The sequence below is a fragment of the Paenibacillus sp. J31R34 genome, from assembly GCF_059383715.1.
In genome coordinates, this window is record NZ_JBXENU010000001.1 from 964,633 (window position 1) to 990,106 (window position 25,474).

Genomic DNA, 25,474 nt, shown 5'->3' on the forward strand with positions numbered 1-25,474 from the left:
TTGATAATTCAAAGATTCGAGAACCATCATTTCGGATTCAATGTCGCAGCTAAAATGTTTGTAAGTAATTTGTACAAATTTGTCCATTAAATTTGGCTAATAAAATTCAATAAATTGATTTTCTGATATTTAATTCGGCTAAGGATATAAGTTCTTGTCCTCGAGTTTGGACAAGAACTTATATTCTTAAAACAAAAAAACCGCGATTTACGCGGTTTCTAATGTATATATGTTCTTGTCCTTTGACATTTTTTATCGAAAAAAATATAAGTTAAAAAAACACATAGCCGTCCCCCTATGAGCCGGCTGTGTTGAGTCAGCCCCTACTTTAGTAAAATACGCTGCTCCCAGGTTAATGGATACTATTATAAATGCTTTTAAATTCTTGAACAAAATCAATCGGCAGCATAGGGTCATCAGAAGCGGCTACTCGTTGAAGCTCTTTTAACCAGTTCATTGATTCTTCATCCAAATTTGACACATCGTTTGCTTGATGAAAATAAATATACAGCAATGCATGACGAAGTTTAATAGAATCTTGTAAATATTCTATTTCTTCTTCTTGGATTGTATTTTCCTTCAGATATCCTTTCATAAAATGGCGGAAAAACAATTTATAATATTCCGCTTTATTTTCAAATTCCTTAAACGGATAAGAAAGTGCATAATACAATGTAATCCCAATATCATTTACGAAATACGTATAACCGCAATCATCAAAATCGAACAAATAAATGTCTCCGTTATGCAGATAAAAATTACTTTGATGAAAATCAGTATGAGTCAAACCGTATGTATCGTTGGACTTAGGCAGAGAAGTAAGTTTTGTTAATCTTTCTTTTAGAATTGAAATCATTACATCTTCAGGTCGCAGGTATTTCTCCGCCTTTAATTGAACTTCTTGGTCCCAGGCTTGTCGTTTAAACGCCGGATTACTCCATTCATAACCCTTTGTGGCATGATGGATTTTCCCAAGAAATTCGCCCCATTTTTCGTAAAGCGATTCATTCCAATTTTCATCCGACACTTCTTTTCCAAGAGACATTTCGTATGAAATGGCTAGGAACGAACCATTTTCTGCAGCAATTTCTTCAACCATATTACCCCTGGTCGATGGAACAGCATTTGAAACTGCCAGTCCTTTATTCGACAGAAAATTTAAAAATTCAATTTCACCCCGTATATTATTTTTTGATCTTCTAATTGTGTGTGAGATTTTTAATATGAAAAATGCATTGTTTTTCTGGTATTCATAAACAAAGCTTTCATAACCGCCCAAAAAACGAATGGTGTCATTATTAATGTCATATCGTTTTATTGCTTCGGTAAGGATCTCTTCAATGAATTGCTCTTTAATTTCTCGTATCATCTTCTATACCTTCTCTCATTCATAATTTTAGTAGTTGCATAATTTTTTCCAATCGAAAATTTCGGCGACCACCTGACTCCTGGTGACAGCTTTCCAGGCAATTGTCCAGCAGCGCCCTCTCTCAGAAGCACATCCAGTGTTGGTTTAAAGCCTAGCAGCGGCAAGCCCAACCCAACATACGTAACCCTTGCTGAATAAACATTAAATTGAGAAGATTCATCAACCTTCCTAGCACTTTTATGGAAATGATGAAAACCAGAATACCATTCATGTATAATCTTATTAAGTTTCATTACGCAAATTGCTATTGCAGAAGCAGCGATATGGTCTTTCCAAATCATTAAAGATATCCCCCATCCTTTTCACTTCTAAATGGGAATGTTTGATCTTGCTAACTGCAACATTTTTGTTAAATTCTGAAAAGGGCAGAACTTTGGTTGGTTTTTTATTATCAACTTTTAGGAATAGCACTCTATTCTGCACTCTGTCCTGTAAAGATTAGACACCATTTGGGGCTCCCTCTGCTGGGAAACAACAGAAGTCGCCGCTGGCTCAGGCTAGCGGCGATTTCTGTTAGTTTAGCTTGTATTGTTGATTGTTCATAATCTCTTCAATAGCCTGCACTTCATCCGCTCCATTATACTCTGAGAATCTTAGAAATAGGGAGGCCACGAGGAGTACAATTTTCCACACCGTATATTGTCTATAATCCAGAGCAGCAAGCGCACACACTAAAGACTTCGATTTCTCACCTTAAAGTAAATTTGATAAGGATCATATCCAATATCCCGAATGCGCCTAAACTCAATACCTGGATCCTGATTCATCGTTTTGAAGAAATATCTCCAACTGCCCCATTCGCGCTCGTTTTCCATCTCGATTTCGGATGTGAAATCCTCATTCTCTGCAAATATTATCCTTTCTTCATCACATAGTCCCGCCAAGACATCTGGACCATATCGAAAAGCACCAATGTTCACATCGTCCGGAAGCGTTATAAATCGCAACCCAATCGGCAGAATTATGCTTACTTTGTCACCGTCTTTCCATATTCGACAGATGTTGAAAAATTGGCTGCTGTCTGCTGTCTTGCCTTGACATACATCATTGACATAAACAACAACGTCAGACATTTTCCATTCCGGAATACGGAAACAAATTGTGAATTCAGTTGACAACGATGTACGTATAATAAAATCATATTTGCGGTATGATGGTATATTTTCATGCTGAGCAGTCACTTCGTTAATCGATTGATATCCTGCTGTATTAGAAGAATTTAGCATGCTTCCGCTCATTGGATCTTGAATCTGAATGATCCGAACCTCAGCTTCCTTATTCTGAAATGTCACCTCGGAGTTGAAATATTGACATATATAGATGGAATCACCATCTTGATAATATATGCCCCGATTCCAAGCCGCATTCGCTTGTACCATCGTTCCATGACAGCAAAAAAAGCTATCTGTCTCCGAACTCCACTCCTTACGTAACCCAGCTTTCATAGGGAGAAAATACGTTAGAAGTCCGTGACTAGGATGGTTGGACTTTTTGCCATTCAATGAATATTCACGGTAATAGGCTTGCGCCATAATTCCATTATATAAATTGTATTCAATATATTGCGCATAGGAGGGATCACCAGTGTGCCGGAATAGGAAATCTGCTAATCTAATCATGTTATATACTGTGCAATGTTCCTGATTCTTATCACCAAGACGAGCCTTCATCTTCATCTTGGGCATCCACACCTCGCCTGCGGTTTGTCCTCCAGTTGCAAGGAATCCTCTCTCGATTACTGCGCAATTCCAATAGGCTTGGACTATATGAAGCCACCGCTCCTCGCCAGTTACCTCATAAGCTCTTGCGCAGCCAAGCACCTCAGGTATAGTTGTATTGGCATGCATATTTGTAAGGGGGTCTTTACCTTCCAATAGCGGCAGGAATAGTCTGCTACGGTAGTATCGCTCTAGAAGTTTGTTATATTTGTCCTTCCCTGTAATATTCAGCAGATCCGCCCATACCTCAAGCATCCCGCCAGTCTCGACATCCAGAATATCGTCAAATTTCTCCCTCGAAAAGCTGCCGCTCCATTCTACAAACCAATCCGCAAATTGGTCCACCACTGTTAACGCTTTTTGACTACCTAAGTAACGATACGAATCAACAAGTCCCATTAATATTTTGTGAAGATTGTACTGCGGTGCCCAAATATCCTTACCATTTGCAATCCAGTTCAAATATTTCTCTGGAATGGGACCAACCCATTTTCCTCCGTTGTCTTTCTGACACTCCGCCAATTCGTCTATGATGGCTTCTGCTTTTAGCTTCAACTCGCTGTCCTCAGTATCAAAACAATGAATGGCGGCAGCCGACAACCAGTGCCCAAGGAAATGGCCTCGAATCTGGCAGACCGGAGTTTCCCAACCTCCATGCGCTCCTGGTGGAAGATCTCGACCTGAATATCTACCTGCCTCAAGCTTGTAGTTGAGTAATAAATTTTCTGAATTCAGCTTCATTAAATACGCCCTATTGGCTTCTTCTCTGCGCTTTAATTCATGATCATGGACAACAACAGTTTGGTAACCTTGCAACATTTGCAACGAATATCACTCCTACTCCTATTTTTCACATTAAATATAAATTTAAAGATTAGAATTCAACCTTTTATACCTGATACTGCAATTCCTTTCACAAAATACTTTTGTCCTAACACAAACAATAACACCGGTGGAATGAGTACCATTGTAGAAGCAGCCATAAGAAGCTCCCACTGAGCCGTATAGTAACTCATGAACTGCTGTAAGCCTAACGCAAGAGTAAACTTTGATTCTTTATTTAAATAGATAAGTGGTCCAAGAAAATCATTCCAAACGCCTAGAAATTGGAATAAAGAAACTACTATTAAAGCTGACTTAGACAACGGCAAAATAACCCTTGAAAAAATATAAAAATAGTTGGCTCCATCCACAAGAGCAGCTTCGTCTAACGATCTAGGAATAGTATTCATAAACTGTCGAATCAGGAAAATGTTAAATACTCCGCCACCAAACCACGCTGGCAAAATCAAAGGCAAATAACTATTTGGCTCTACCACTTCTCGCCAGCCCAAAAAAGTAGGAATTAGCGTAACAGCATAAGGAAGCATCATACCTGTCATTAGTAAACCAAACAAAAAATCTCTTCCTCGCCACCGCAATCTCGAGAAGCTATAGGCACATATCGCACTTGTCAACACTGCACCCGTCACATTGCAAACAACAATAAATAGCGTATTCATAAGATATTTTAAAAATGGGACTGTTTCAAGCGCCACCTGAAAATTACTCAATTGGATGGGATTAGGTATCCAAATAGGTGGCACAATAAAAATTTGCGATGAGTCCATAATAGCACTTCTTAGCATCCATAATATAGGTAAAATGAATACGACTGAACCCAAGACAAGGATAAGATATAAAATCAAAGATTTGAAGCTGCGTTGTTTTTTGTTAGCCATTATTTTTCACCCTCGTAATAGACCCAAGATTTAGACGACTTGAATACAATTATTGAAAGAATAAGGATAATTGCAAAGAGAATCCAGGCAATAGCGCTCGCTGCTCCCATTCTTTGATTCGTAAAGGCTTCTCGATACAGATATACGACGTAAAATAGCGAAGCATTGTTAGGACCACCGCTCGTCATGATATATGCTTCTGAGAAAGATTGAAACCCATTGATTATTCCAATAATCAAATTAAAAAAAATAGTTGGTGTCATCATAGGTAATGTAATAGCCATTAACTTGTGCCACACCCCCCCGCCATCGATATCGACCGCTTCATAATAATGCTCAGGAATAGATTCAAGGCCGGCGAGGAAAATTAGCATCGTACCTCCTACAGACCATATGTTCATGAAAGCCATTGTTGGGATGACCGTCGCCTCATCGTAAATCCACATGCTGGTCGGGAGATGCAGAAATTTCAATATTTGATTAAAAAGGCCAACGTCCGGGTTTAGTAGCCATATAAAAATAGTTGAAGTAGCTACAATCGGCACAATAGATGGTACATAAAAAATAGCACGAAATACCGTCTTGCCCCTTACATTGTTCTTTAATAGAAGTGCCATGGAAAAGGCCGCCAACAAACTAAAGGGAACGGACAGCGCTACATAATACAGAGTAACAATTAATGACTTGTAAAAAAAACCATCTTCACCTGAGAATAGGGTTCTGTAATTTTCAATTCCGATGAAACTAAATTGGTTGGTAATCGAATAGTCTGTAAAACTCAAAAACAAACTTACTACTAAAGGACCCAATGTAAATATCAAAAAACCAATGAGAGCCGGAGCGGCCATACCATAACCATAAAGCGTTTCTTTTTTTATTTTTCGTCGTCCTCGTAATCCTGTTGGTATAGCTTCTTGGCTTACAATCATGCTGTATCATCGCCTCTTGTAAAATTTGGTGTTTAGTTAAGAAAACAACGGACGTATCAAGTTGTACCGCCCGTTGTCTATGGGTTTACTGAATACTTCCTTGCAGCAGCGGTTCTAATTTCGGCATAATCTCTGTCAAAACCTCATCGACACTTTTTTTGCCGAACCAAGCTTGGTCAAGAGCAGGCAACATAATATCGTTGATTTTCCCAAAGTTTTTCACATAAACTTCTGAAGTCACCTGGCTGTCTTTGACAATAGGGTCAACCAGAACATCTTTGTAACCTTCAACTCTTGCACGGCTTAAAGACGCCCACATATCTATTTTACTTTCATCTGTATAATAATCTTTGCGGTTAGGCATCCAAAGTCCGTCTTTGAACAATTCCAAGGAGCTTTCCGGATTTGTAATATACTTTAGCAACATCCAGGCTTCATTTGGATGTTGTGATGCTTTGAATACGACGCCAAGTGCACCACTATACACTGCGGTAGTTCCAGTCATTTTTGGAATTACACCAATACCGTAATTCAAACTGTCCGATTTGGCAAAATCGTTAGTGACCCAGTTTCCATCTAGTACCATTGCATAACGCTTAGATTGGAGTGCAACTGCAGGCGCCGGCATACTTTTGGCGGTAATCGGACTTGGCATAACATGATGAACATTAATTAGGTCTGCTATTTTTTGCAATACTTCGTTAAAGGCAGGTGTGTTAATACCTGTATCGTTGTCCTTATTAGGATAATACTGTGTACCATTCCGCAATAAGAGCGCTTCCAAAGTGCCAGACCAAATACTCATGTTAAACCCGTATTGTTTAATGTTCTTAGCATCAAAATCTGGATCCAGCGCATTTCGGCCTGTATTATCGAAGGTAAGCTTCTTTCCGACTTCTACAAATTCATCCCAAGTCCAAGCATTCTCAGGTTTGGTCGGAGGAGTTTCAACTCCTGCTTCAGCAAATACATCTTTGTTGTAGAAAATTGCAAATGATTCCAGATTATTCATCAATCCGACAATCGCATCACCTTTCCTTGCGATGACACCGTCCACAAATTCATCTTCCTTCGTTCCAGTCTCTGATTGGAACAATTCTTTGATATTGACCAGTTCTCCATCTTCGTACCATCTGTATGCTGTATGCGGACCCAGATAACCGACATCAGGAGCATCATTCGATGCAATCATCGTAGTTAACTTCGTTTCGTACTCTGAAGGTATGAGCATCGGTTCTACATCAATTCCTGTATCCTTCTCAAATTTGTCAATTGCCTTGGTAATAACTTCCTTCTCGTACGTCGACCCCCAGTAAGTAAATCTCAATTTAATGTTCTGATTTGACTTGTTTTCTTGCTCCTGCATCACCTTGTTGCTGTTACCAGCATTATTCGCTGAACCACAGCCTGCCGAAACCATAAGAATTGTCACAAACAGCATGAATGTAATCGCTTTCTTAAATTGTTTCATTGCATTGCCTCCCTTTTAATCTAGATGTTTGGTGCTCCACTAGTATGTCACAGCCCATTATCGTTTCAAATTCGATTCTTATTGGAAAGTGAGGACTTTCATTGGAACATCAAAAAATAAAACTATTGCCCTGGCAAGCAAATGACAATGGTTGTTCCATTTCCGGAATTGGTTTGAATAGTGATTCCGTATTCTTCCCCGTACATTAGCTTGAGTCGATTATGCACATTTCGTATCCCTACAGAAGAGCTTCTCCCACTCATTACTTCCTCTATTCGATCTTGACTCATACCCTTGCCATTATCCCGCACCGAAAAATAACGGCGCTCGTCTTCCATCCAACCCGAAATACGAAGCACACACCCTTGTTCCATTTCTTCAAAGGCATGAATACAAGCGTTCTCCACAAATGGCTGTAAAAATAACCTTGGTACGTCCCCATCTAATAAAGACGGCTCAACATAACAACCATAATCAAACCTTCCTTCAAATCGACAGCACATAATATAAATGTAGCCTTCCAACCATGCGAGCTCCTCCCTGAGTTGCCCCACTGGGTTATTGTTTTCGACAGTATAGTGCAGCATTCGGGATAAGGAAGTTACAATCTTACTGATCTCAAAGTTTCGCTTTTCGATCGCAATACAACTGACCAAATTAAGGGTGTTGTACAAGAAGTGTGGGTTCAATTGCGTATTCAGTAAATTGATTTGGGACTGCTTTTCGAGAAGTTTCACTTCATAATTTTCATGAATTAATTGTTGGATTTTATCGTTCATCTCATTAAACTGTCGAATTAGCCTGTCCCACTCTCCATAGCCCCGAACCGGAATTTTTTTAGCAAAGTTACCTCGGCCCGTTGTTTTTATAGCTGTAAGCAACTGGATCAGGGGCTTAGTAATCACCATAGAAATCAGATAAGCAAGAATAAGCGAAACAGTCATTACGATTGCACTTAATTTGCTTACGGTAATGATAATATTTTTGGATAGCTCTGGGGTCAATTCCTTAATCGGAATGGCGGAGACCAGCGTCCATCCGGTAATTTGTGAAGTGTCATAACTAACAATCATCAACTCATTCAGTTCATGTATTTTCATTGTTCCTGATTGAGCGACCAATAAATTTTGCAGCCAATCAGATTGTAAAGCAAGCTCTCTGGACTTTTCACTGTTTGATGATACAAGACTCCCATTTGGTGCAACCATAAACAGCATCAGATTGTCATCACCTTGAATACTGTTAAAAAATTCCTTCAAAAAATCTTCCCTGAAATTTATTAGAAGAATGGGACGCTCCTTATCCTCTGGAAGATAAGAGTTGACTCCCATTGAATTATCAAACAGATTTAGAATTCTTCCGCATGAGAATAGATATCGAAAATCATCAGTATTGTAGTTGGCCAGGTCTTCCTGTCCGTACATTTTAAGAAAATCATAAGTCGGTTCCCACACAAGTTTCCCTCCTCCTTCGCTTATGTCCTTGTAAAGCTTAGAGGTCTGAAAGTTTTCATACGGGATAAATCCTTCGCCAAACGAATAATAGCTAGTAACCAGCGTCTGTGAATAAACTAGCTCGTTATAGCTAGAATATTTAGCAATGATTCTATTTAATTCTCGATCATATTTCATTAACTCATATGGTACCTGAGGATTGATTTGCTCAAAAATGTGGTATATTTCCTTATCTTTGATCATTAGTTCGCTGTTTTCTACAACTTTCAACAGTTTTTGATCAAGAAGCGATGTACTTTGCCTAATACTTTGATATGAATCCCGACTGTGCTGACTGACGGCATTATCCATACTATATTGGTAATATCCATAGCTTGACAAAACCAGTGTAATCATAAGAAGTACAAAGAACATAAGGAATAATTTAGTACGAAGCTTAATTCTTGCAAACAGAAGATAAACATTATTTATCATCGTGTTGTGTCACATCCTGTATTAAATGTCCGACATTCATCCGGAGTAAGCCCGAAATGCTTCTTGAAAATTTTATTGAAATACTTTACATCCTTATATCCCACTTCTTGCGCAACCTCATAAATCTTCTTATCCGATTCCAGCAACCTTTTGTGAGCGATTTCAAGGCGAAGCGATGTTAAGTACCCCGTAAAATGCGTTCCTGTATATTTTTTGAACAATGTGCTAAAGTATGAGGGATTAAAATAATATTTCTGAGCCAAAACTTCCAAATTAAGATCTTCACCATAATTATTGTGAATGTATTGTAAACATCGTTCCATCACTATGCTGTTTTTGTGTACTTTTTGGATCTGAACGGCATCAGCCATCTCCTCTAGTAACTCGAACCATTGCTTTTTTAATTGCTCTAGGCTTGTACAATAATACGGATCGAATAATCTTTTTATTTTTTGAATGAGATGACCATCTGTTTCATCAGAGATTATATGCTTGATACTGTGATGAATTCTTTTCATTAAACTACTTATATTTTCCAATACCGACTCAGGTTCAGGGTAGCGATTATCTAATAGTATCTTCAATCCATGTTCTAGTCTGTCGAAGCTAAACGGTTTATGACCTTGAACAAATTGTTTAAGATCTTCTTCGTACGGAAAGCTTATCTTCAATTGCTCTTGATAAAGATGTCGAATGTTTGAATAACTACTGACCCGACCACTATTCATATAGAATTGACAACTCAAAGCGGCCTCCGCTGTTGTAAATGCTTGCTGGACGAATGAAATGATATCTTCCTGAACCGCTCCCACCCCTGTTGAGAGTGAAATTCCATATTCATGGAGAAGACTGTTGGTTAGTGTTTGCATTTCAATTATCATTTTTTCAAATGTGTCCTCCTGAATAGCTGAGCAATTCAGCAAACTAACAATACAGTTCGTATTGTATTTCCAAGAAAAAGTAGTAAGATGCCCATAAGGGTAAAGAATCTCACTAATCCACACTTTAATATTCGTTCTGATCTCCTCCATGTCTTCATTCGTGTTGAACGAATCGTTGTTTACCCTTGTTTGACTTGTCAAGCGGGTTAGAACGAGGCAACCTCTTCCACGAAATCCAATCGATTCCTCCACTTCGGCTAATTCGGTTTTTGAACATTCTCCTTTAATCCATTTACTCATCAAATGATCTCGGTAGAAAGGCAGAATTAAATTGAGTTGCTCCGCCATTTCGTTTATCTCAATTTCGTTGTTCTTCGTTTTTTCAATTTCCTCCTCAATTTGTGTAATAATCTCCCATATTACGCTTCTTTCTATCGGTTTTAAAAGATAGCTGTATACTCGTAAATCCAATGCTTTTCGAGCATAATTAAAGTCACTGTAACCACTGACAACAACAATTCGCGATTGTCGATTCATTTCGCACAATTGCTCAATCAAGCTTAGTCCATCCATTTTAGGCATACGGATATCGCTAAACACTAAATCCATTGTGCGTTCTCTACAGAGCGCCAATGCTTCTTCACCATTTTTGGCTTCGAGTACTTCATAATTCTGGCGGTATTCACGAATGACATTGGATAGAATTTTTCTTTGGCGAGGCTCATCATCGACGACCAGTACACGAGTCATTTCATCTCATCCTTCCTGAGTCAACAAAACTACGTTAATTAAGTATGATACCATCATATAACATCGTGATAGGTTTCTATTATTAGATTAGGTGGCTAATCATTGGTTATTTCAATTAATCAAATGACTGAAAGGCATTAATACGTATATCGGCACCTTATACTATTGAGTCAGTCGACTAAGGAGTTCGTAATCTGTTCTCTCTTTTCTTCTTACTGCGAATAAACGATGTGTGGATTATAGAGAGAGAGATGAAGTCAACTTAATTATTTGACTTGTTGTTCTTCTGTAATAATGTCATCCCAACTGTAAAGGGGGCATTTTTATGCCGTTTTATAAGCATTCTGATGCAGAAAAGTTATCGACTATCAGGAAACTCGAGAACGATCTTTCCTGATACCATGCTGTAGCAAAAAAGCTTGTAAGTGATTCGATTCGTATGATTTTTCCCGTTAGAATTGGCGATTAGATTCAACTATACGATTTTCTGATATATAATACGGCTAAGGATATGAGTTCTTGTCCCATATCGGTTAAGGATATAAGTTCTTGTCTTGGAGTATGGACAAGAACTTATATCCTTAAAACATAAAAACCGCGATTTACGCGGTCTCTTATGCATATATGTTCTTGTCCATTCCGGCAACTGGCTGCTTAGAACTCGAAAGGTGTTTTAATCTCTGTCTCACAAACAGGAGTCAGTCCCCCTTCTTGTTTGCTTTTTTCTCGTTCTCGACAATCCGTATCGTTGTGCTTTCTTTATAGATGAATACCTTCTAATCACTTATGGATACTTACTTTTATTCATAGTTTTTTATGGACTGTCGAAAGAAATCCTGTTCTCTCCACTGTGTGGGGGTCATATTAAAGTGTTTTTTAAACAGCTTCGAAAATTCCATCTGATTGTCATATCCGACACTATTGGCTACTTCTTTAATGGTCATACTGCTTTTTTTGAGTGATTGTGAGGCCATCTCCATTTTGAGAGAAATGATAAACTGCTGTGTGCTTATGCCGCAAATGCTTTTGAAGATACGCGCCAGATGGCTGCGGTCTATGTTTAGAAAATGTGCAATTTCAGAAACGGATGTCCGTTTGTGAACGTTGCTTTTAATATAGTTTTTAGCATAAGAAACATATGTTTCTGCGGTATTCTCATCTTTCTTCAATAATTTACCCTTCGTCAGCGCCGCGATAAACGGCCAAAAATGGCTCATGATCGTTTCAAAGTCAGTCCAGCCTAAATCTATTATATTCTTCAGCGCGATTCCGACGCCGTTATCATCATTTATAACGTGGTTATCGTGTGAGAAGCCTGTCACAGACATAATCTCCTCCGAGAAGCTGCCGTCAAACTCAATCCAACGATAAAGCCAAGGATCATTGTTATCCGCCTTATAATATGCCGTTTGTTTCGGATAGATCAGGAAAAACTGGCCTGCGTGTACTTTATAAGCTTTTTTATTAATATGCAATTCGCCTTTCCCGCTGTAAATGTAATGGATGAGATAGAAGTTTCGCACTGCAGGTCCAAAGGAATATCCGCGATCGCACTGCTGTTCACCATATTGCATGGGATAAACATCGGATGAGATTAAAGGGCTTTTCGTATAATAGAGTTTCATTGAAATCAGCTCCCGCAATTAATATATCACATTTCCCCATAATCACTCGATAAAAACCTATTTATCAACACCTTTATTTGTCCTATCATAACAATGAAAATGCGACTTACGAGGAGGATTTTTTATGGACAAAGTAACGGCTAGAGTTACATCAAGGACAGCGCCGGACGAGATCACGGATCACGACTATATGTTTCCGGCTTTCTCGAACGGGAAGGTGCTTCTGAATAAAAAGCAGGGCCGCCTCCCCGCCATGGGCTGGAACAGTTGGAATGCATTTGGCAGCAAGAACAATGAGGCGCTCACGAAGGCAATGGCAGACGCCATGGTTGATTTGGGACTTGCGGATCTGGGATACAAGTATGTCGTGCTCGATGACGGCTGCTATAAGTCCGAACGCGTCAACGGATTGCTTTCAAACGAAACGATTAAATTTCCAAGCGGCTTTAAGGCGTTATCCGACTACATCCGCGGCAAGGGACTTAAATTCGGCATGTACAATGATATAGGCACCCATCTTTGCGCAGGCTCTGCGGTAGGCACTTGCGGATTTGAGGATGTCGACACGAGGTCGTATATAGACTGGGGGGTTGACTTTATCAAGGTTGATAACTGCTACTACCTTTGGGACAATGCCACGTTCTCAGACTCAACAAATTCCAAATATTCCTATGCCCCGAATATCAGAAGCATAACGGTTGCGGGCGAAGAACTGAATATCACTTTAAATGCGGTTAAGGACGGTGTGCTCCTAGGCCAGGGTGCATCAAAAAATAGCGGCGACTATGTGACCCATATCGGTACATTTGACGGAACAAACGTAGGTACAACACCTGTGGGCGACCGCTGGAGCGAGCTTGCGTTTACGGTGAACGCACCGGCTGGCGGAAAATACGCCATAACCGTAAATTACGCAATCGGCGAACAGGATGGCACGGGACGCTGGCTTCAGCTAGCAGTAGGAAGCGCAGAGAATGAAACACGATATTTTGATCAAATGCTTCCTCTTACCGAAAGTACGACTGACTTTGCCAATTCGGAAGAAATAACGGTGTTCTTGAATGAGGGAGAAAACATCATACGTCTAATGAACCACAGAAGGCAGGAAAATACACTTAATTCCTATGCGGTTTTGCTCGAGGGCTTGAACATGGCTGACCCTAACCATGATATTGTATTCTCAATTTGTGAATGGGGTAAAACGCAGCCGCAAAACTGGGGATATAAGGTTGGAGACTCCTGGCGTATTCTTAATGATATAACCTTCAGTGTCGGCTCCGATGGCAATCCGGGCTCCGCCGAATGGAGTTCAAACCATACGGCAAGTATAACCTCGCAATATAGTAAGGCGGTTATTATGGATGAGTTTGCTGGACTTGACAAGGGGTGGAATGATCCCGATATGCTAGTCATCGGTATGAACGGGATCACAACTACCATGAGTAAAACGCATATGACGATGTGGTGCATGATGAATTCTCCGATTATGCTTGGAATGGATTTAAGACGGGTTGCAAAGAGTAACGAGCTATGGAGAATTATTGCGAACAAAGAGGTCATCGCATTGAATCAGGATCCCCTCGGTATCCAGGCCAAAAGAATTTACTGCTCTATCGATAATGCCAATCCCGATACGGCCTATATAGCCAATAACAACCGAGTTGATATTCTGGTAAAGCCTCTTGCGAACGGAGATATTGCCATATCCTTTATCAATCTCAGCGACTCAAGAGATACGACGGAGCATTCCGTTGATGTAAGCCGCATTATCGATTATCTTGGGCATAAAATGATTGATGCTGAAAAATTCAAACATGCAGCAAGCTATTCCCTAAAGGATTTATGGACAGGTGCGGTTACAACAAACCCTTCAAGAACCTTCTCTGTTACAGGCATTGACGCCTATGACAATATTACCCTAAGAGTTACTCACATTTAATAGGAGAAAAGGAATGGAAACAGGAGATCATATTACTACTGAACAGTTTGTGACCATGGTCATTAGAAGCAGTAAAGGCCATATAGAGCCGACGCGCGGCAGTTGGTCATCAGGGTATATGGATTACGCGTTGCATAAGGGAGTAATGGAGGACTACGATCTAACAAACATAAGCAACCCCATTGAGCGCCGCTCCGCTGCAAGAATCATTCATGAGGTGCTTTTAACAGAATTCGGAGAAAAAGATGAGTACGAATGGTCGGCGGCAGAAAATCTTAGGGACTTATATTCCTGCCGTACCTGCGTCATGCATATCGCACAGATTTATGTGAAAGGTATAATGTCCGGGCGTGACCCTAATCTATTCGACGTTGCTGGCGGCTTAACTCATGCGGAAGCCGAAGAAGTTGTTGCAAGAATGCTTGATAGGGAGCAGCGTATTCCTCAGACTGGGGGCAGAGTATTTCGAAGTAAACATCTAGCCCCCGATGAAGCATGGAAGCTGATGTTAAATGATCCTACTGCAATGCTAATAGATGTGCGGACTAATGATGATTATCAAACAGGGCATATTCGGGAAAGCATTTGTATTCCGTTACTTGATCTAACAAATAACCCGTTCTCGGTATGCGCGCAAAAGGATACTCCATTAATCCTTTACTGTCAAAGGGGATATAAGAGTTCTTTAGCGGCACAAGTCCTTATAAATACAGGCTATCGCAGAGTCTACACGATTCCAGGTATAGAGCAGTATCCGTATCGTTTAAGTTAGCTTAGGAACCTCCTTTAAAAATTTTACACTTCTTTAGGTTAATACCCTATTTTCTCCGCATATCTTTACTCTGTGGGTTAATCAAGTAATGTTGTGTCGCACGAAAATTAATTAAGCATACTTGTGTCGCGCTGATGCGACACAAGTATGCTTAATTAGTATCGAAAGTATGCTGTTTTGGACGAATTTATTTAGGTAGATTTGTGTCGTACCACATATATTTCTTTCTTTTTTTGTCGGAGGACAAGAACATATATACTTAAATGTAAAAGCGGTCAAACTTACATCCCTTTTACTCGAAGAAAAAATCTTCATTCTAAAAAAAGCTTATTCTTTCTCCAATTCATAATCTTTCAAAGCATCTTGACACTGCTAATCAGCACTAAAGAAACCACCAATTGAGCGAAGAAGTAACATAAACCAGTTTTCTTTCTCTACTGTTCGCTCAGTGATTAAATCAACCGTTCTTAATTGTACGACGCTTTGCCCTTTGACTGTGTAAGTAAATGTCGCCGTTCCAGCTTTTGTACCAGCTACCACAGGGGCAGCGAGCCCATCTGGAACTAAATTGACTGTAGCAATAGGTTGTGTAGATACATCTGATTTCGGGAGAATAAAATAAACATCATCTTTTGTTACTATCTGAACATTTTTTTCTTTCCCGCCCTTGACAGGAGATGTTTCCATCCCAGTGACTAAACTCCCAGCAGGAATGACTTGATTCATTGTAAAGTGATTGAACCCATAATCTAATACCTTTGCCGTCTCTTCGAAGCGGCTCCCCATCGATGGAGTCCCCATGACAACACTGATTAAACGCATACCATTGCGCTCTGCAGTTCCGGTAAAGCAATAGCCTGCGCTTTCGGTATATCCTGTCTTAAGCCCATCCAAGCCCTTATAAGCATAACTCGGAATAGCTTTGTTAGTCTCTAGCATCCGGTTTGAATTAAGAATTGGATCTTTATCGGAGTTACGCATTTTGTAAAAAGGAATGGCTGTGACATCAGCATAATCTGGTTCATCTTGAATAAGGTTTTTCGCCAATGTGGCCGCGTCTTTTGCTGACATCAGCGTTTCTCCCATTTCATCAGGGCGAAAGCCTTCTGGCATGTCGGCGCGGCTCAGTCCGGTAGCATTGATAAAATGGGTTTTAGTCAGTTCCATGCGTTTGGCTTCCTCATTCATAAGTGTTACAAAGTTCTGTTCTGTACCCGATACATGCTCAGAAAGAGCAATCGCAGCATCATTCGCGGATCCCACTGCCATTGCGGTGTACAGTTCTTTTACCGTATGCTGATCTCCTTCTGCAAGAAATGCACGGGTGCCTATGCTTTTAGATGCATGATCGCTGACTGTGACGATGTCATCCCAGGATAGTTCTCCTGTTCTAACTTTTTTGGCAACAATGTACTCTGTCATCATTTTGACCATACTTGCCGGCGCAAAGCCCTGATCGGCATTGATGGACAATAGCACATCTCCTGTAGTTTGTTCAATGAGAATGGCAGATTTAACATTAAGATGCAATGATTCCACAGTCGGTATGTCAGACATCCCTGATGAGTTAAGTGTTCCTTGGTTCGTGGCTGAAACGGAGTGCGGTAACACATATATTGCCAGTATACAAACGACGATTACTGTAATTAATGGTTTGAATATTCTAAAAATCAATGTTCTCTATCCTCATTTCTGATCATTGGACGTTCCAAATCGATATGTCCCTTTAAGCTTTCTTTATGTTCTCCATCAACCAAAAGTTCAATAGAACTCACCTCACCAAATTATAGAACTGAATGATTTAATGTCAACCTTAATTTTTTTCTTGTCTTAAGAAATTCTTGAATGACCGTTGGAAAACGTTGGAGGGATAACCCATTATGAAAGTATACCATTCGAGATTTTTTGGGAAAAGCAATCTTTATGTGAAAATTTCAATCTATGTTGGCATCAGTTTATTCCTTGCCTTTTTCCTAACATTAGGCTTCTCATATGATTTTGCGTATTGTCGCGGAAGCGGATGATCACCATAAACAAATTGGTCCCACTTTCTCTCGGTTGTAAGCCCTTTCTCCATGGACCTAAAATTCAGCGGAGCTGTTAACGTTAGCTCAGATACGCTGCCATCCTCTTAAGGATGACCCTTCCATAAAGTCGTTGTCTCACTTTTAATACTAAAACAATCTTTTTTTAATGGTTTGTTTGCATGCTTTTAAGGCTTGGGCTAAAACGTGCAAATCCCTTTACATCAGCATCTATTCGACAATGGCACAATGTTCTTGTCTTTCTCGGCTAAGGAACCAAGTTCTTGTCCTTGGCTTTGGACAAGAACTTGGTTCCTAAAAACAAAAAAAGCCGCTTTGTAAGCGACTTTGAATGGAACACCACTAAACTGTGTAACTTCCTCGGGCTGAACCCATATGACTCATGATCATTTCGGCGGCCCGCTTGTAACCGCCAGCCTGGCGTAAAGATTCACCGATGAGGTAAGCCTGCCGTTTATAAAGTGAATTGTGTAGGACTTCTGTTAACGCCTCTCTCAAATCAGTTGCACTGAGGTTATGTTTATTCAAAGTAATACCCGCGCCCAACTCCTGTACCCGATTTGCAACAAGAGGCTGATCTGACGTTAATGGGATCATCACCATCGGAACGTTGTAATATAGCGCCTCACTCGTGCTGTTCATTCCAGCATGTGTAATAAAAACATCTGTATGCTGCAGCATGTCCAACTGTGCAATGTATGGCTTGACGATAAAATTAGGAGGAATTTGTTCCTTCAGCGGCTCCATATCCGTGTATTTCCCTGAAGATAGAACAACATTCACGGGTAGATCCCCTAATGCTTCAAAGCAAAGCTGATAGAAATCCAAGTTCTTATTTAAAATCGTACCCATGGCAATGTACACGGTTTGAGGGTACCGTTCACGAAGCAGCTCGAACGAGAAGGCCGGAGCATCTTGACGTGTTATGATCGAAGGACCAGTGAAAATAAAACGATCATCCAGCTTTTCTGCCTGCGGCTGAAAATAACGGCTGGTGTACACGAGCTTTAACTGACCTGCATGTGCAGGAATCTCTTCCATGGCTGGAATACTCACTTGAAACTCTTCGGATAACTCAGTTGTTATCTTCATCGTAGTCTCATAAAGCTCCTTCGTCTCCGTCTCATTAAGGTCTGATCCAGACCCAAGAGGCTCTACAAAAGCAAAGGAGGCAATCGAACACACCGCGGGAATTCCCAGTTTTTCTGAAAGAATAGTCCCTCCCCATCCCATCAGGGAATCAAAGATTATATAGTCAAACTTTTGATTCTCTATTACTCGCAGCACATTGGGGATGATCCTCCGAATGATACCGCTTACCATCATATGAATGAACTGATAAGAATGCCTGTACTCCTGGGGTTTCAACACCGGATCATGAGAGAAGGCATCTTGTGGAAATGGATAGGTAAGTATCTGGGCACCGGTTTGTTCAATTCGGGAACGATACTCCTCCGTGCATACATAGATGACTTCCTCACCATTGTTCGTCAACTGAGTAACTAATCCTAACGACGGATTCACATGTCCTTCAGCTGGAGTAATGACTACTAATACACGTGCCATCTTATCTACCTCCCAATGCAATTTGTCCCCCCGTTCTTCGTGATGTATTTAACGACGCGGCCGTCATCCGTTACATGGAAATGTTGTCCTTCACCTGGCTGATCGGATGATGTTCTTGATGAACGAGTTTGTTAATTCGTAGTGCTGCCAAGAAACTTAATAAGACTAATAGTAATTGCAGTGTTAACACGATCAAAACGCCTGTCGATATGCCCCATTGTAAAGTTTCGGACAAGGCAATCAGAGCGCCACCAACTCCAATGCTTACTCCCATATAGAAGGAATCCACAAATTGCAGATTCGCGGACATTTCTCCCTCTTTCCTGGGCATGGCATGTTGTAAAGCAATGGCTGCAGTAGTAGGGTTGGCCAATCCAACACCGAACCCTGTAATCATTTGCGAGAGAAGGATGAGTATAATTCCACCGTCCGTCAAAATAAGAGCCAGGATCACGAGTACAGTTCCAACGATCATAATCCCAATGCCGGTCATGACTCTGCCCTTTCGGGCAAGACCTTGATCTCGTGCATCAAGCTTGGCTTGCAACCACGCTGCGGCGGACCAGCTCAGAGAACCTGCTGCTACAAGAAGGCCAGCAAGGTCAGCTGATAACCCCTTCACTTCGGTTAGTGCCAAGATCACAAAACTTTCCGTTGTAAAATAACAAGCAACATATAGCCCTCTGGAAACCAAAGTAGCAGGCAATCCTTTTTTTACCGAAAAAGTGCCCACAGGCAGCAGTTTACGCAATGGTGGGATCATGACGACTAATCCACCCAAAGTGAGTACTATGCCTTTCCAATCGGTTATCATACCAAGTCCTGTGAGTAACAGCCCCGTTCCAACGGCAAGTAGAATCGCATAAATAATCTTCGAGTCGGTTGCTCGCGCTGGACCTGTCAGATCTTGCCGAAGCTGCAAATCACGGAAAGAGCGGAATGTAAGACTGAGCGCCAATCCAATCAAAGGTAGAACGATCCAGAAAACATATCGCCACGAGATATAGGAAGCAATAAGGCCTGCTACATAAGGCCCGATCAAGGAAGGCAGTACAAATGCCATAGAGAATGCGGCCAGGATTTGAGTACGAAGTGCATCTGGATAATGCAATGTCACACAGGTATAAACGCATGTGATCAGGGCGCCCGCTCCAAAACCTTGAAGGGCTCTTCCGGCAATAAGTATGTGCATATCGAAAGAAATAGCGGAGACCACAGTTCCTAGCACAAAAACACTAAAAGATACCAGCATGGATGTAAAAACACCGCGCTTGTCAACCTGCTGACCCATAACCAAGGTTCCAATAAGCTGAGATAACAAAAATGCGCTGAAGATCCAACCGTATAAATGAATGCCCTCTAAACTTTGTGCCATTTTCGCGGCAATAGTCGTGATAGCTAGTCCTTCAAAAGCTACGGTTGTCAGAACCAGCATAATACCAATTGTAGGCGCCCTGTACTGAGCATCAAAAATCCCAATCTGATTGTTGGTTGTCTTCCACACCTCCGTAAGTTGATGGTTATTATGGTAAATTAAACCTCTTATCATTCTGAATATACATGAAGCATTCTACTTTGTAAAGTTAAATGTTTAAAAAGTGGGGTCGTGCTCAAGAAGATGATCCACATATTCAATAGGAGATTTTGCTTGAAAATATGCCATTTTCATTACAGTCAATTTGGAGAAGTTCATGATGATAATATTCGGTGAGAGGTATAAATGGTTGCTTCTCATGATCAAATACGATGAGTCGGTACTTACTAACTGTCCCCTCTGGACAGTATTGATGAAAATAGCTCCCCATATTCTCCCTTAGATAACCGTTCAAAGGCAATAAAAAAAAGGCCACTCCCGATAACATAAATGGGACGCGCCAATATCATGTGACACATTATTTAGGTTGTTTATGAGTTGTTTTTCTTATGTGTTTATCCTCTGGCTCTTCGTCGCAGCCAAGGATTTTTTTCCCTCTTGTAGAACAGGATCAAGATCCACGATCTTGATTCTTTATACTCATCAATCCATCACCATAAATCAATTCAATTTCGTGTTCTTTATCATTGCTGTCCTCTATAACGAAAGTAAACCGTTTTTATAACGTACTGACATGTTCACGGAACTAAAAAAATTCTCATAGTTGCTTATTATTTCATTAGCAACCCACTCCGGAACGTCGATATCGTCTGGGTTTAAAAATTTAGCCAATTTAGTGATGTTCCCCGCATCAATAAGCTCTAAATATTTAACAACCATACTTTCCGCATAAGGAAAATACTGTATAAATGGACTCAAAACCTTACCACGACTGCTTGTTGTCTCTATGTCCATGTCTAATGACACAAAACAACCCCTAATCACTAGATAGATTGAGGGCTGTTTTGTGTCATTCTCTTAATTGGTAATTCTCGCGCCTTGATCGACTTTGTGGAAATTCTACAAAATAGCTTTTCTCAATATGTTTTCGTTGATATCTCCATAAGCTTTGCTCGAAGGTGTTGGTGTAGCTTGAATAACTGAAACAAAATTTCTGCCTGGAATTACATTTATCTCCTGTCCTCCAAATCCTCGACACCCATATCCATCTGGAAAGAGCCACCAAAGATAACCATATGAATGATCACTTGATGAAGAAGCAATAGAAGCATTTTTATTTGAAGGACTAACGGCTGTTCCATGTATATGACGGCTGCAATGATTTGTTCGAATTCAAAAGTACGAACTTGACCATTATACGATAACATCCTGGTAAATATAATAGATGTTTTCAAAACCTCTTCATGAATATCCCCATATGCTTTATTCTAAATTCATCTCCTACCACACCATTATTCAGTACTAGAAGGTGACGAATCGTTAATGCATGGTGGTATGGATGAATGCCCTGGCGAAATTTAGGCAAATAAATGCTAAGGCTTTTGAGGCTTCTTAATCATTTCTACGCCGTCAAAGGTAAGGCTTTCAATTTCCGTTTCCTTTTTCAACATATATCTATCAAAAAACGCCTTTGTATAAGATGTAATAATGTTGCGCTGATCCATGGCGTCCCGGGTTCCTCTGGAGGCTTTATCCGTAGTAGTAAACAAGGAATCGGAGAAGTCACCATGAACCACATTATCAATAATGGCAAAGTAAGTTTCCTGGCTGTTGGACTCAAGAAGAAATGCATTCGTATTATAAGCAAGCACGGTGCCGAGCTGCATGAAGGGTTTCTTAAGGTCGCTATCCAGGGCACCTAACATATTACCGTCAAGATTGACACCGCCGACAAATCGGTCATCGTCACGGCTAACAATTGCCGCTGTAGTTCCTCCAAAAGAATGTCCAAACACACCCATACCGATTTCAAGCTGCAATCTGCCTTTAAACATGGATTCAATGTCACCTACATTCATTTTTTGCAGACTATCTGCGACATAGCTAACATCCTCGCTCTGTAAAACGGCATATTTTGCAAACTTGACTGCTTCAGGCGCCGAAGTCAATTTACGAGCAATCTCAATTGCTTTTTCTTCCTCGAGCTTCTCTGTCACAATTTCAGGGGGAGTTAGGGCGGCCGCTTCCATTCCGTATTTCGTTAATTCGTCCATAAACTCCTCTTTCATACCAACCGTTCGTCCATCCTTGAGTTTGTACACACCACTTTCGGCATGGCCGATTGACACCACAATATAGCCGGAGCTTGCCAGGTCTTGAGAGAACAAGGTGCCTTGCTGCGGGTAAGCGCCTGCGCCATGAACAAAGAATAAAACCGGATATTGTTTTTCCTTTTCAGACAAGGCCAGATCGTCGTAAGATCCTGTCTTAAAATTGGAGTCGAAAAGCTGCTCACCACCCGCTGTAGCCCCTAATCTAACCAGAAGCTCATCCCTCAGTGAATGAAACTCCGGAAATGCATATTCTGCCGTTGGCTTGCCTTCACTGCTGTCGGACGGATAGAAAAATAATGCCGTCAGTTCCCTTTCTGAATTGTCTGATGCTTTGTACTTGAAGTCCATCTGTGTACGCCCGACCGTATAACTTCCAACCGGTTTCGGAAATTCATCCTGTGCGGAAGTGCTGCTATTTTCCGGTTTCGGAATTTCCTCCTGTGTGGAAGCCCCGCTATTTTTGCCGCAGGCGGAGAGCATGGTCAGTGCGAGCACAATTGTCATAATCGCTGTCAGTGGTTTTTTCATAATTTCTCCTCCAATTTAAGTTATTGAATCGTGAAGGGGCAGGTTTCGCTGTACATGACAGCCACCCGGTCGCAGGTTTTGGTCACAATGCCTGCTTCCCTGTAAAATAAAATCAGATTGAACTGTACAGTCGCGTATTTAAAGGAAATCAGGTCGTTGTCAATATCGGGCCGGAGCTTGCCGTCGTACCTCATCCGTCGCAAGCTGTCCTTGAATATAACGATGGACTTGTCTTTGAACAGATCCAGATATAAGTGAAGCAAGACATCTACGGGAAGAGTTATAATTGTTTTAACGAACTTGATTTCCAGTTCATTCAATGGCTCGGCCGTGTTGTCACGAACCATAAGTTCGAAATCGCACTCTTGACCATGGGTTTTTAAAAACTCCTTTCTTTTTTGGGCCAGCCTTATTCAGCAGCTCCTCCCGCTTCTCTTTATTCTAATTTAAAATAGGGCCATCCCGCGATGATTGGCACCCACTCCTCTTTGATTCATGCATCCATCATAAACGAAGGAGAAAAATAAAAAATCGTACAAAAGGGCAACCCCCAAGTGTACGATCGGGCAAATCTATAAAATGTTCAATCATAAATGCAGGATTCCACGCTCCACCGCGACGGCGACGGCCTGCGGTCTCGAATCCACACCCAATTTATTGTAAATACTAGTTAAATGAGTCTTTACTGTCCGTTCGGATATTCCCATATCGAAGCCGATCTCTTTACTTCGAGATCCACGGGCAATCGCTTGAAGCACGATCAGCTCTTTATCTGTAAGAGATGTCTTCGCCGAGGTTGGCTCTTTCACCTTTCCTGACGTCTTGTTAGCGAATACTTTCTCAGTGATCTCTGGAAGCAGCAACGTCTCTCCCCGCATAGCGGCATCAATCGAGCGAAATATCATCTCCCTTCCCGTGTCCTTAAGCAAATACCCTTTGGCACCTAACGCCAGTCCGCGAATCATCATTTCATCCTCGTTGTAGGTAGTCAAAATAATGACCGGAATATCGAGTCCTTTAGCTTTGAGCGCTGCCATGGTGTCTAAGCCGCCCATTTCAGGCATGTTTAAATCCAATAGGATAATGTCCGGCTTGTGTGCCTCCGCCAGTCGGACCGCTTCCACACCGTTGGATGCTTCTGCGACTACCTCGTACCTTTGATTGGTTTCCAGGATCAGCTTAAGTCCCTCACGAACGACTAGGTGGTCATCCACTATAAGAACCTGAATTGTCATAAGATGGTATCCTCCTGTTGTAATGGAATGCGCACAGAAACTTCTGTTCCTTGCTTTCCGCTTTCGATTTTGATATCCCCGCCAATAATTCTGGTTCGTTCATATAGGCCAATTAAACCATAGCTGCCGGATTGTTTCTCGATTTGCTTGGAATCGAATCCTATTCCGTCATCCGTAATTCTTAGCTCAATTATGTTTTCGCGTGCTGCAACTACGACTTCTACGTTCGTAGCATTAGCATATTTAGCTGTATTGGCCAAGCATTCTCGGATGATATGTAAGCTATGTTCGAAGATCAATTTCGGTACCACCGAATGAGATATCGATAACTGAGTGGAAATACGAATCCCTGTCATATGTGTGAAATGTTCAGCCTCATCCTTTACCGCTTTAGAAATATCTATGACCTCTGCAGAATACGAACGCAAGTCGTCAATTGCGCTTCTCGCTTCTGAAAGTGTGCGCTTTGCTTGGGCTTTCGACAGCTGAACAATCTCGTGGGCACGATGGATATTATCGTTCTCTAAATGCGCATCCACGGCATCAAGCTGCATGATGAGACCTGCTAGCCCTTGTGCCAAGGTATCATGTAAATCACGGGCCATCCTTTGACGTTCGTTGGCAATTGTTAGATCCTCCACTTTCCTGTGCGCTCGTTCCAATTCACTTAAAAACGATTGGGTCCGCAATTTAGCACGAACTTGTTTATAGAACAAAGAAGCATAGCCGATTACGAAAAACATTACGAAGAAGAGAGATGGCAATGTTGATGGCAAATCCTCGGTCGTCCCGAGCCAAACCAGTGAAACAGAAAACAAAGTACAATAAAAGGTACAAACCAAAAGCACCTGATTCCGTTGAGAGTATACACCAATACTTTGCCCGGCCAAAGCCGTCAATAGACTTACAAAGATGAGAGAATGAGCATTAGGCATGATTAACGCACAACCCCAGATAATAAATCCTTGCGTCACAAAATAAATCCAGGGTCTTCTATCGACAACGGATCCGGCATACCAATGCAGCAAAATGTGAATCAGAATGAGACCTGTAAAAATAATAAATTCGAACCATGTGGGATACATGGGAAGCTGGGAGAACCATGCAGAAAAATAAATCAGAATGACCCAGATTAAAGCAGGTAGACGAGAATCGCGCAGAACATTTTGGATATCAGATCGGGAGCTTTTATACGGTTGGTTTTTTGAATAATCATTCATGCATGATCACCTCTATCAGGTACTATTTTAAAAACAACCTCCCTGTCCATACAGTTTTGCGCCAGCATG

Annotated in this window: 19 protein-coding genes; 2 read left to right on the forward strand and 17 right to left on the reverse strand. The window is 41.0% G+C overall.

Features of this window, described 5'->3' with window-relative positions; translation table 11 throughout:
* Positions 1 to 352: 352 nt before the first annotated feature.
* The 9 genes from AC50YG_RS04140 to AC50YG_RS04180 form a co-directional block, all read right to left on the reverse strand.
* Complete coding sequence (locus AC50YG_RS04140) at positions 353 to 1,369, reverse strand: phosphotransferase enzyme family protein (protein ID WP_494824876.1); 1,017 nt, start codon at positions 1,367 to 1,369, stop codon at positions 353 to 355.
* Positions 1,366 to 1,710: a hypothetical protein gene (locus tag AC50YG_RS04145; protein ID WP_494824877.1), complete on the reverse strand. Its 345-nt coding sequence runs from the start codon at positions 1,708 to 1,710 to the stop codon at positions 1,366 to 1,368. The genes AC50YG_RS04140 and AC50YG_RS04145 overlap by 4 nt, the downstream gene beginning before the upstream one ends.
* Before the next feature lie 390 nt (positions 1,711 to 2,100).
* Entirely contained in the window at positions 2,101 to 3,966 is a 1,866-nt protein-coding gene (locus AC50YG_RS04150; protein ID WP_494825309.1) for a beta-L-arabinofuranosidase domain-containing protein, read from the reverse strand.
* Positions 3,967 to 4,028: 62 nt separating this feature from the next.
* A complete protein-coding gene (locus AC50YG_RS04155; RefSeq protein WP_494824879.1) occupies positions 4,029 to 4,868 on the reverse strand; it encodes a carbohydrate ABC transporter permease in 840 nt (279 codons plus the stop codon).
* Positions 4,868 to 5,797 (reverse strand): carbohydrate ABC transporter permease, encoded by a 930-nt coding sequence (locus AC50YG_RS04160; RefSeq protein WP_494824880.1) that lies wholly within the window; start codon positions 5,795 to 5,797, stop codon positions 4,868 to 4,870. The genes AC50YG_RS04155 and AC50YG_RS04160 overlap by 1 nt, the downstream gene beginning before the upstream one ends.
* Positions 5,798 to 5,882: 85 nt before the next feature.
* Entirely contained in the window at positions 5,883 to 7,268 is a 1,386-nt protein-coding gene (locus AC50YG_RS04165; protein WP_494824882.1) for an ABC transporter substrate-binding protein, read from the reverse strand.
* A 122-nt stretch (positions 7,269 to 7,390) separates the two neighbouring features.
* Entirely contained in the window at positions 7,391 to 9,196 is a 1,806-nt protein-coding gene (locus AC50YG_RS04170) for a histidine kinase (protein ID WP_494824884.1), read from the reverse strand.
* Positions 9,193 to 10,827, reverse strand: coding sequence for a response regulator (locus AC50YG_RS04175; protein WP_494824885.1), 1,635 nt, complete (start codon positions 10,825 to 10,827; stop codon positions 9,193 to 9,195). Before AC50YG_RS04175 ends, AC50YG_RS04170 begins: the two co-directional genes overlap by 4 nt.
* An 800-nt stretch (positions 10,828 to 11,627) precedes the next feature.
* A complete protein-coding gene (locus tag AC50YG_RS04180) occupies positions 11,628 to 12,452 on the reverse strand; it encodes an AraC family transcriptional regulator (protein WP_494824887.1) in 825 nt (274 codons plus the stop codon).
* A 124-nt stretch (positions 12,453 to 12,576) separates the two neighbouring features.
* Between AC50YG_RS04180 and AC50YG_RS04185 the strand changes: the two genes are divergently transcribed.
* Together AC50YG_RS04185 and AC50YG_RS04190 are read left to right on the forward strand one after the other, a co-directional pair.
* Complete coding sequence (locus AC50YG_RS04185) at positions 12,577 to 14,391, forward strand: alpha-galactosidase (protein WP_494824889.1); 1,815 nt, start codon at positions 12,577 to 12,579, stop codon at positions 14,389 to 14,391.
* A 13-nt stretch (positions 14,392 to 14,404) separates the two neighbouring features.
* Entirely contained in the window at positions 14,405 to 15,163 is a 759-nt protein-coding gene (locus AC50YG_RS04190; protein ID WP_494824890.1) for a rhodanese-like domain-containing protein, read from the forward strand.
* Between the two features lie 372 nt (positions 15,164 to 15,535).
* On the opposite strand, the gene AC50YG_RS04195 is transcribed toward AC50YG_RS04190, so the two are convergent.
* The 8 genes from AC50YG_RS04195 to AC50YG_RS04230 all read right to left on the reverse strand — a co-directional run bounded on the left by AC50YG_RS04195 (position 15,536) and on the right by AC50YG_RS04230 (position 25,405).
* Positions 15,536 to 16,837 carry a D-alanyl-D-alanine carboxypeptidase family protein gene (locus AC50YG_RS04195; RefSeq protein ID WP_494824892.1) on the reverse strand — a complete coding sequence of 434 codons (1,302 nt, stop codon included), beginning with the start codon at positions 16,835 to 16,837 and terminating at the stop codon, positions 15,536 to 15,538.
* A gap of 713 nt (positions 16,838 to 17,550) precedes the next feature.
* Complete coding sequence (locus tag AC50YG_RS04200; RefSeq protein ID WP_494824894.1) at positions 17,551 to 18,774, reverse strand: macrolide family glycosyltransferase; 1,224 nt, start codon at positions 18,772 to 18,774, stop codon at positions 17,551 to 17,553.
* A 70-nt stretch (positions 18,775 to 18,844) separates the two neighbouring features.
* Positions 18,845 to 20,209: an MFS transporter gene (locus AC50YG_RS04205; protein WP_494824895.1), complete on the reverse strand. Its 1,365-nt coding sequence runs from the start codon at positions 20,207 to 20,209 to the stop codon at positions 18,845 to 18,847.
* 636 nt (positions 20,210 to 20,845) lie between these two features.
* Positions 20,846 to 21,115: a hypothetical protein gene (locus tag AC50YG_RS04210; RefSeq protein ID WP_494824897.1), complete on the reverse strand. Its 270-nt coding sequence runs from the start codon at positions 21,113 to 21,115 to the stop codon at positions 20,846 to 20,848.
* Between the two features lie 566 nt (positions 21,116 to 21,681).
* The gene (locus AC50YG_RS04215; protein WP_494824899.1) at positions 21,682 to 22,950 is read right to left on the reverse strand and encodes an alpha/beta hydrolase; all 1,269 of its coding nucleotides are present in this window, start codon (positions 22,948 to 22,950) and stop codon (positions 21,682 to 21,684) included.
* A gap of 20 nt (positions 22,951 to 22,970) precedes the next feature.
* The gene (locus AC50YG_RS04220) at positions 22,971 to 23,297 is read right to left on the reverse strand and encodes a hypothetical protein (RefSeq protein ID WP_494824900.1); all 327 of its coding nucleotides are present in this window, start codon (positions 23,295 to 23,297) and stop codon (positions 22,971 to 22,973) included.
* A gap of 240 nt (positions 23,298 to 23,537) precedes the next feature.
* Entirely contained in the window at positions 23,538 to 24,185 is a 648-nt protein-coding gene (locus AC50YG_RS04225) for a response regulator (RefSeq protein ID WP_494824901.1), read from the reverse strand.
* Complete coding sequence (locus AC50YG_RS04230) at positions 24,182 to 25,405, reverse strand: sensor histidine kinase (RefSeq protein ID WP_494824902.1); 1,224 nt, start codon at positions 25,403 to 25,405, stop codon at positions 24,182 to 24,184. The genes AC50YG_RS04225 and AC50YG_RS04230 overlap by 4 nt, the downstream gene beginning before the upstream one ends.
* Between the last annotated feature and the right edge of the window lie 69 nt (positions 25,406 to 25,474).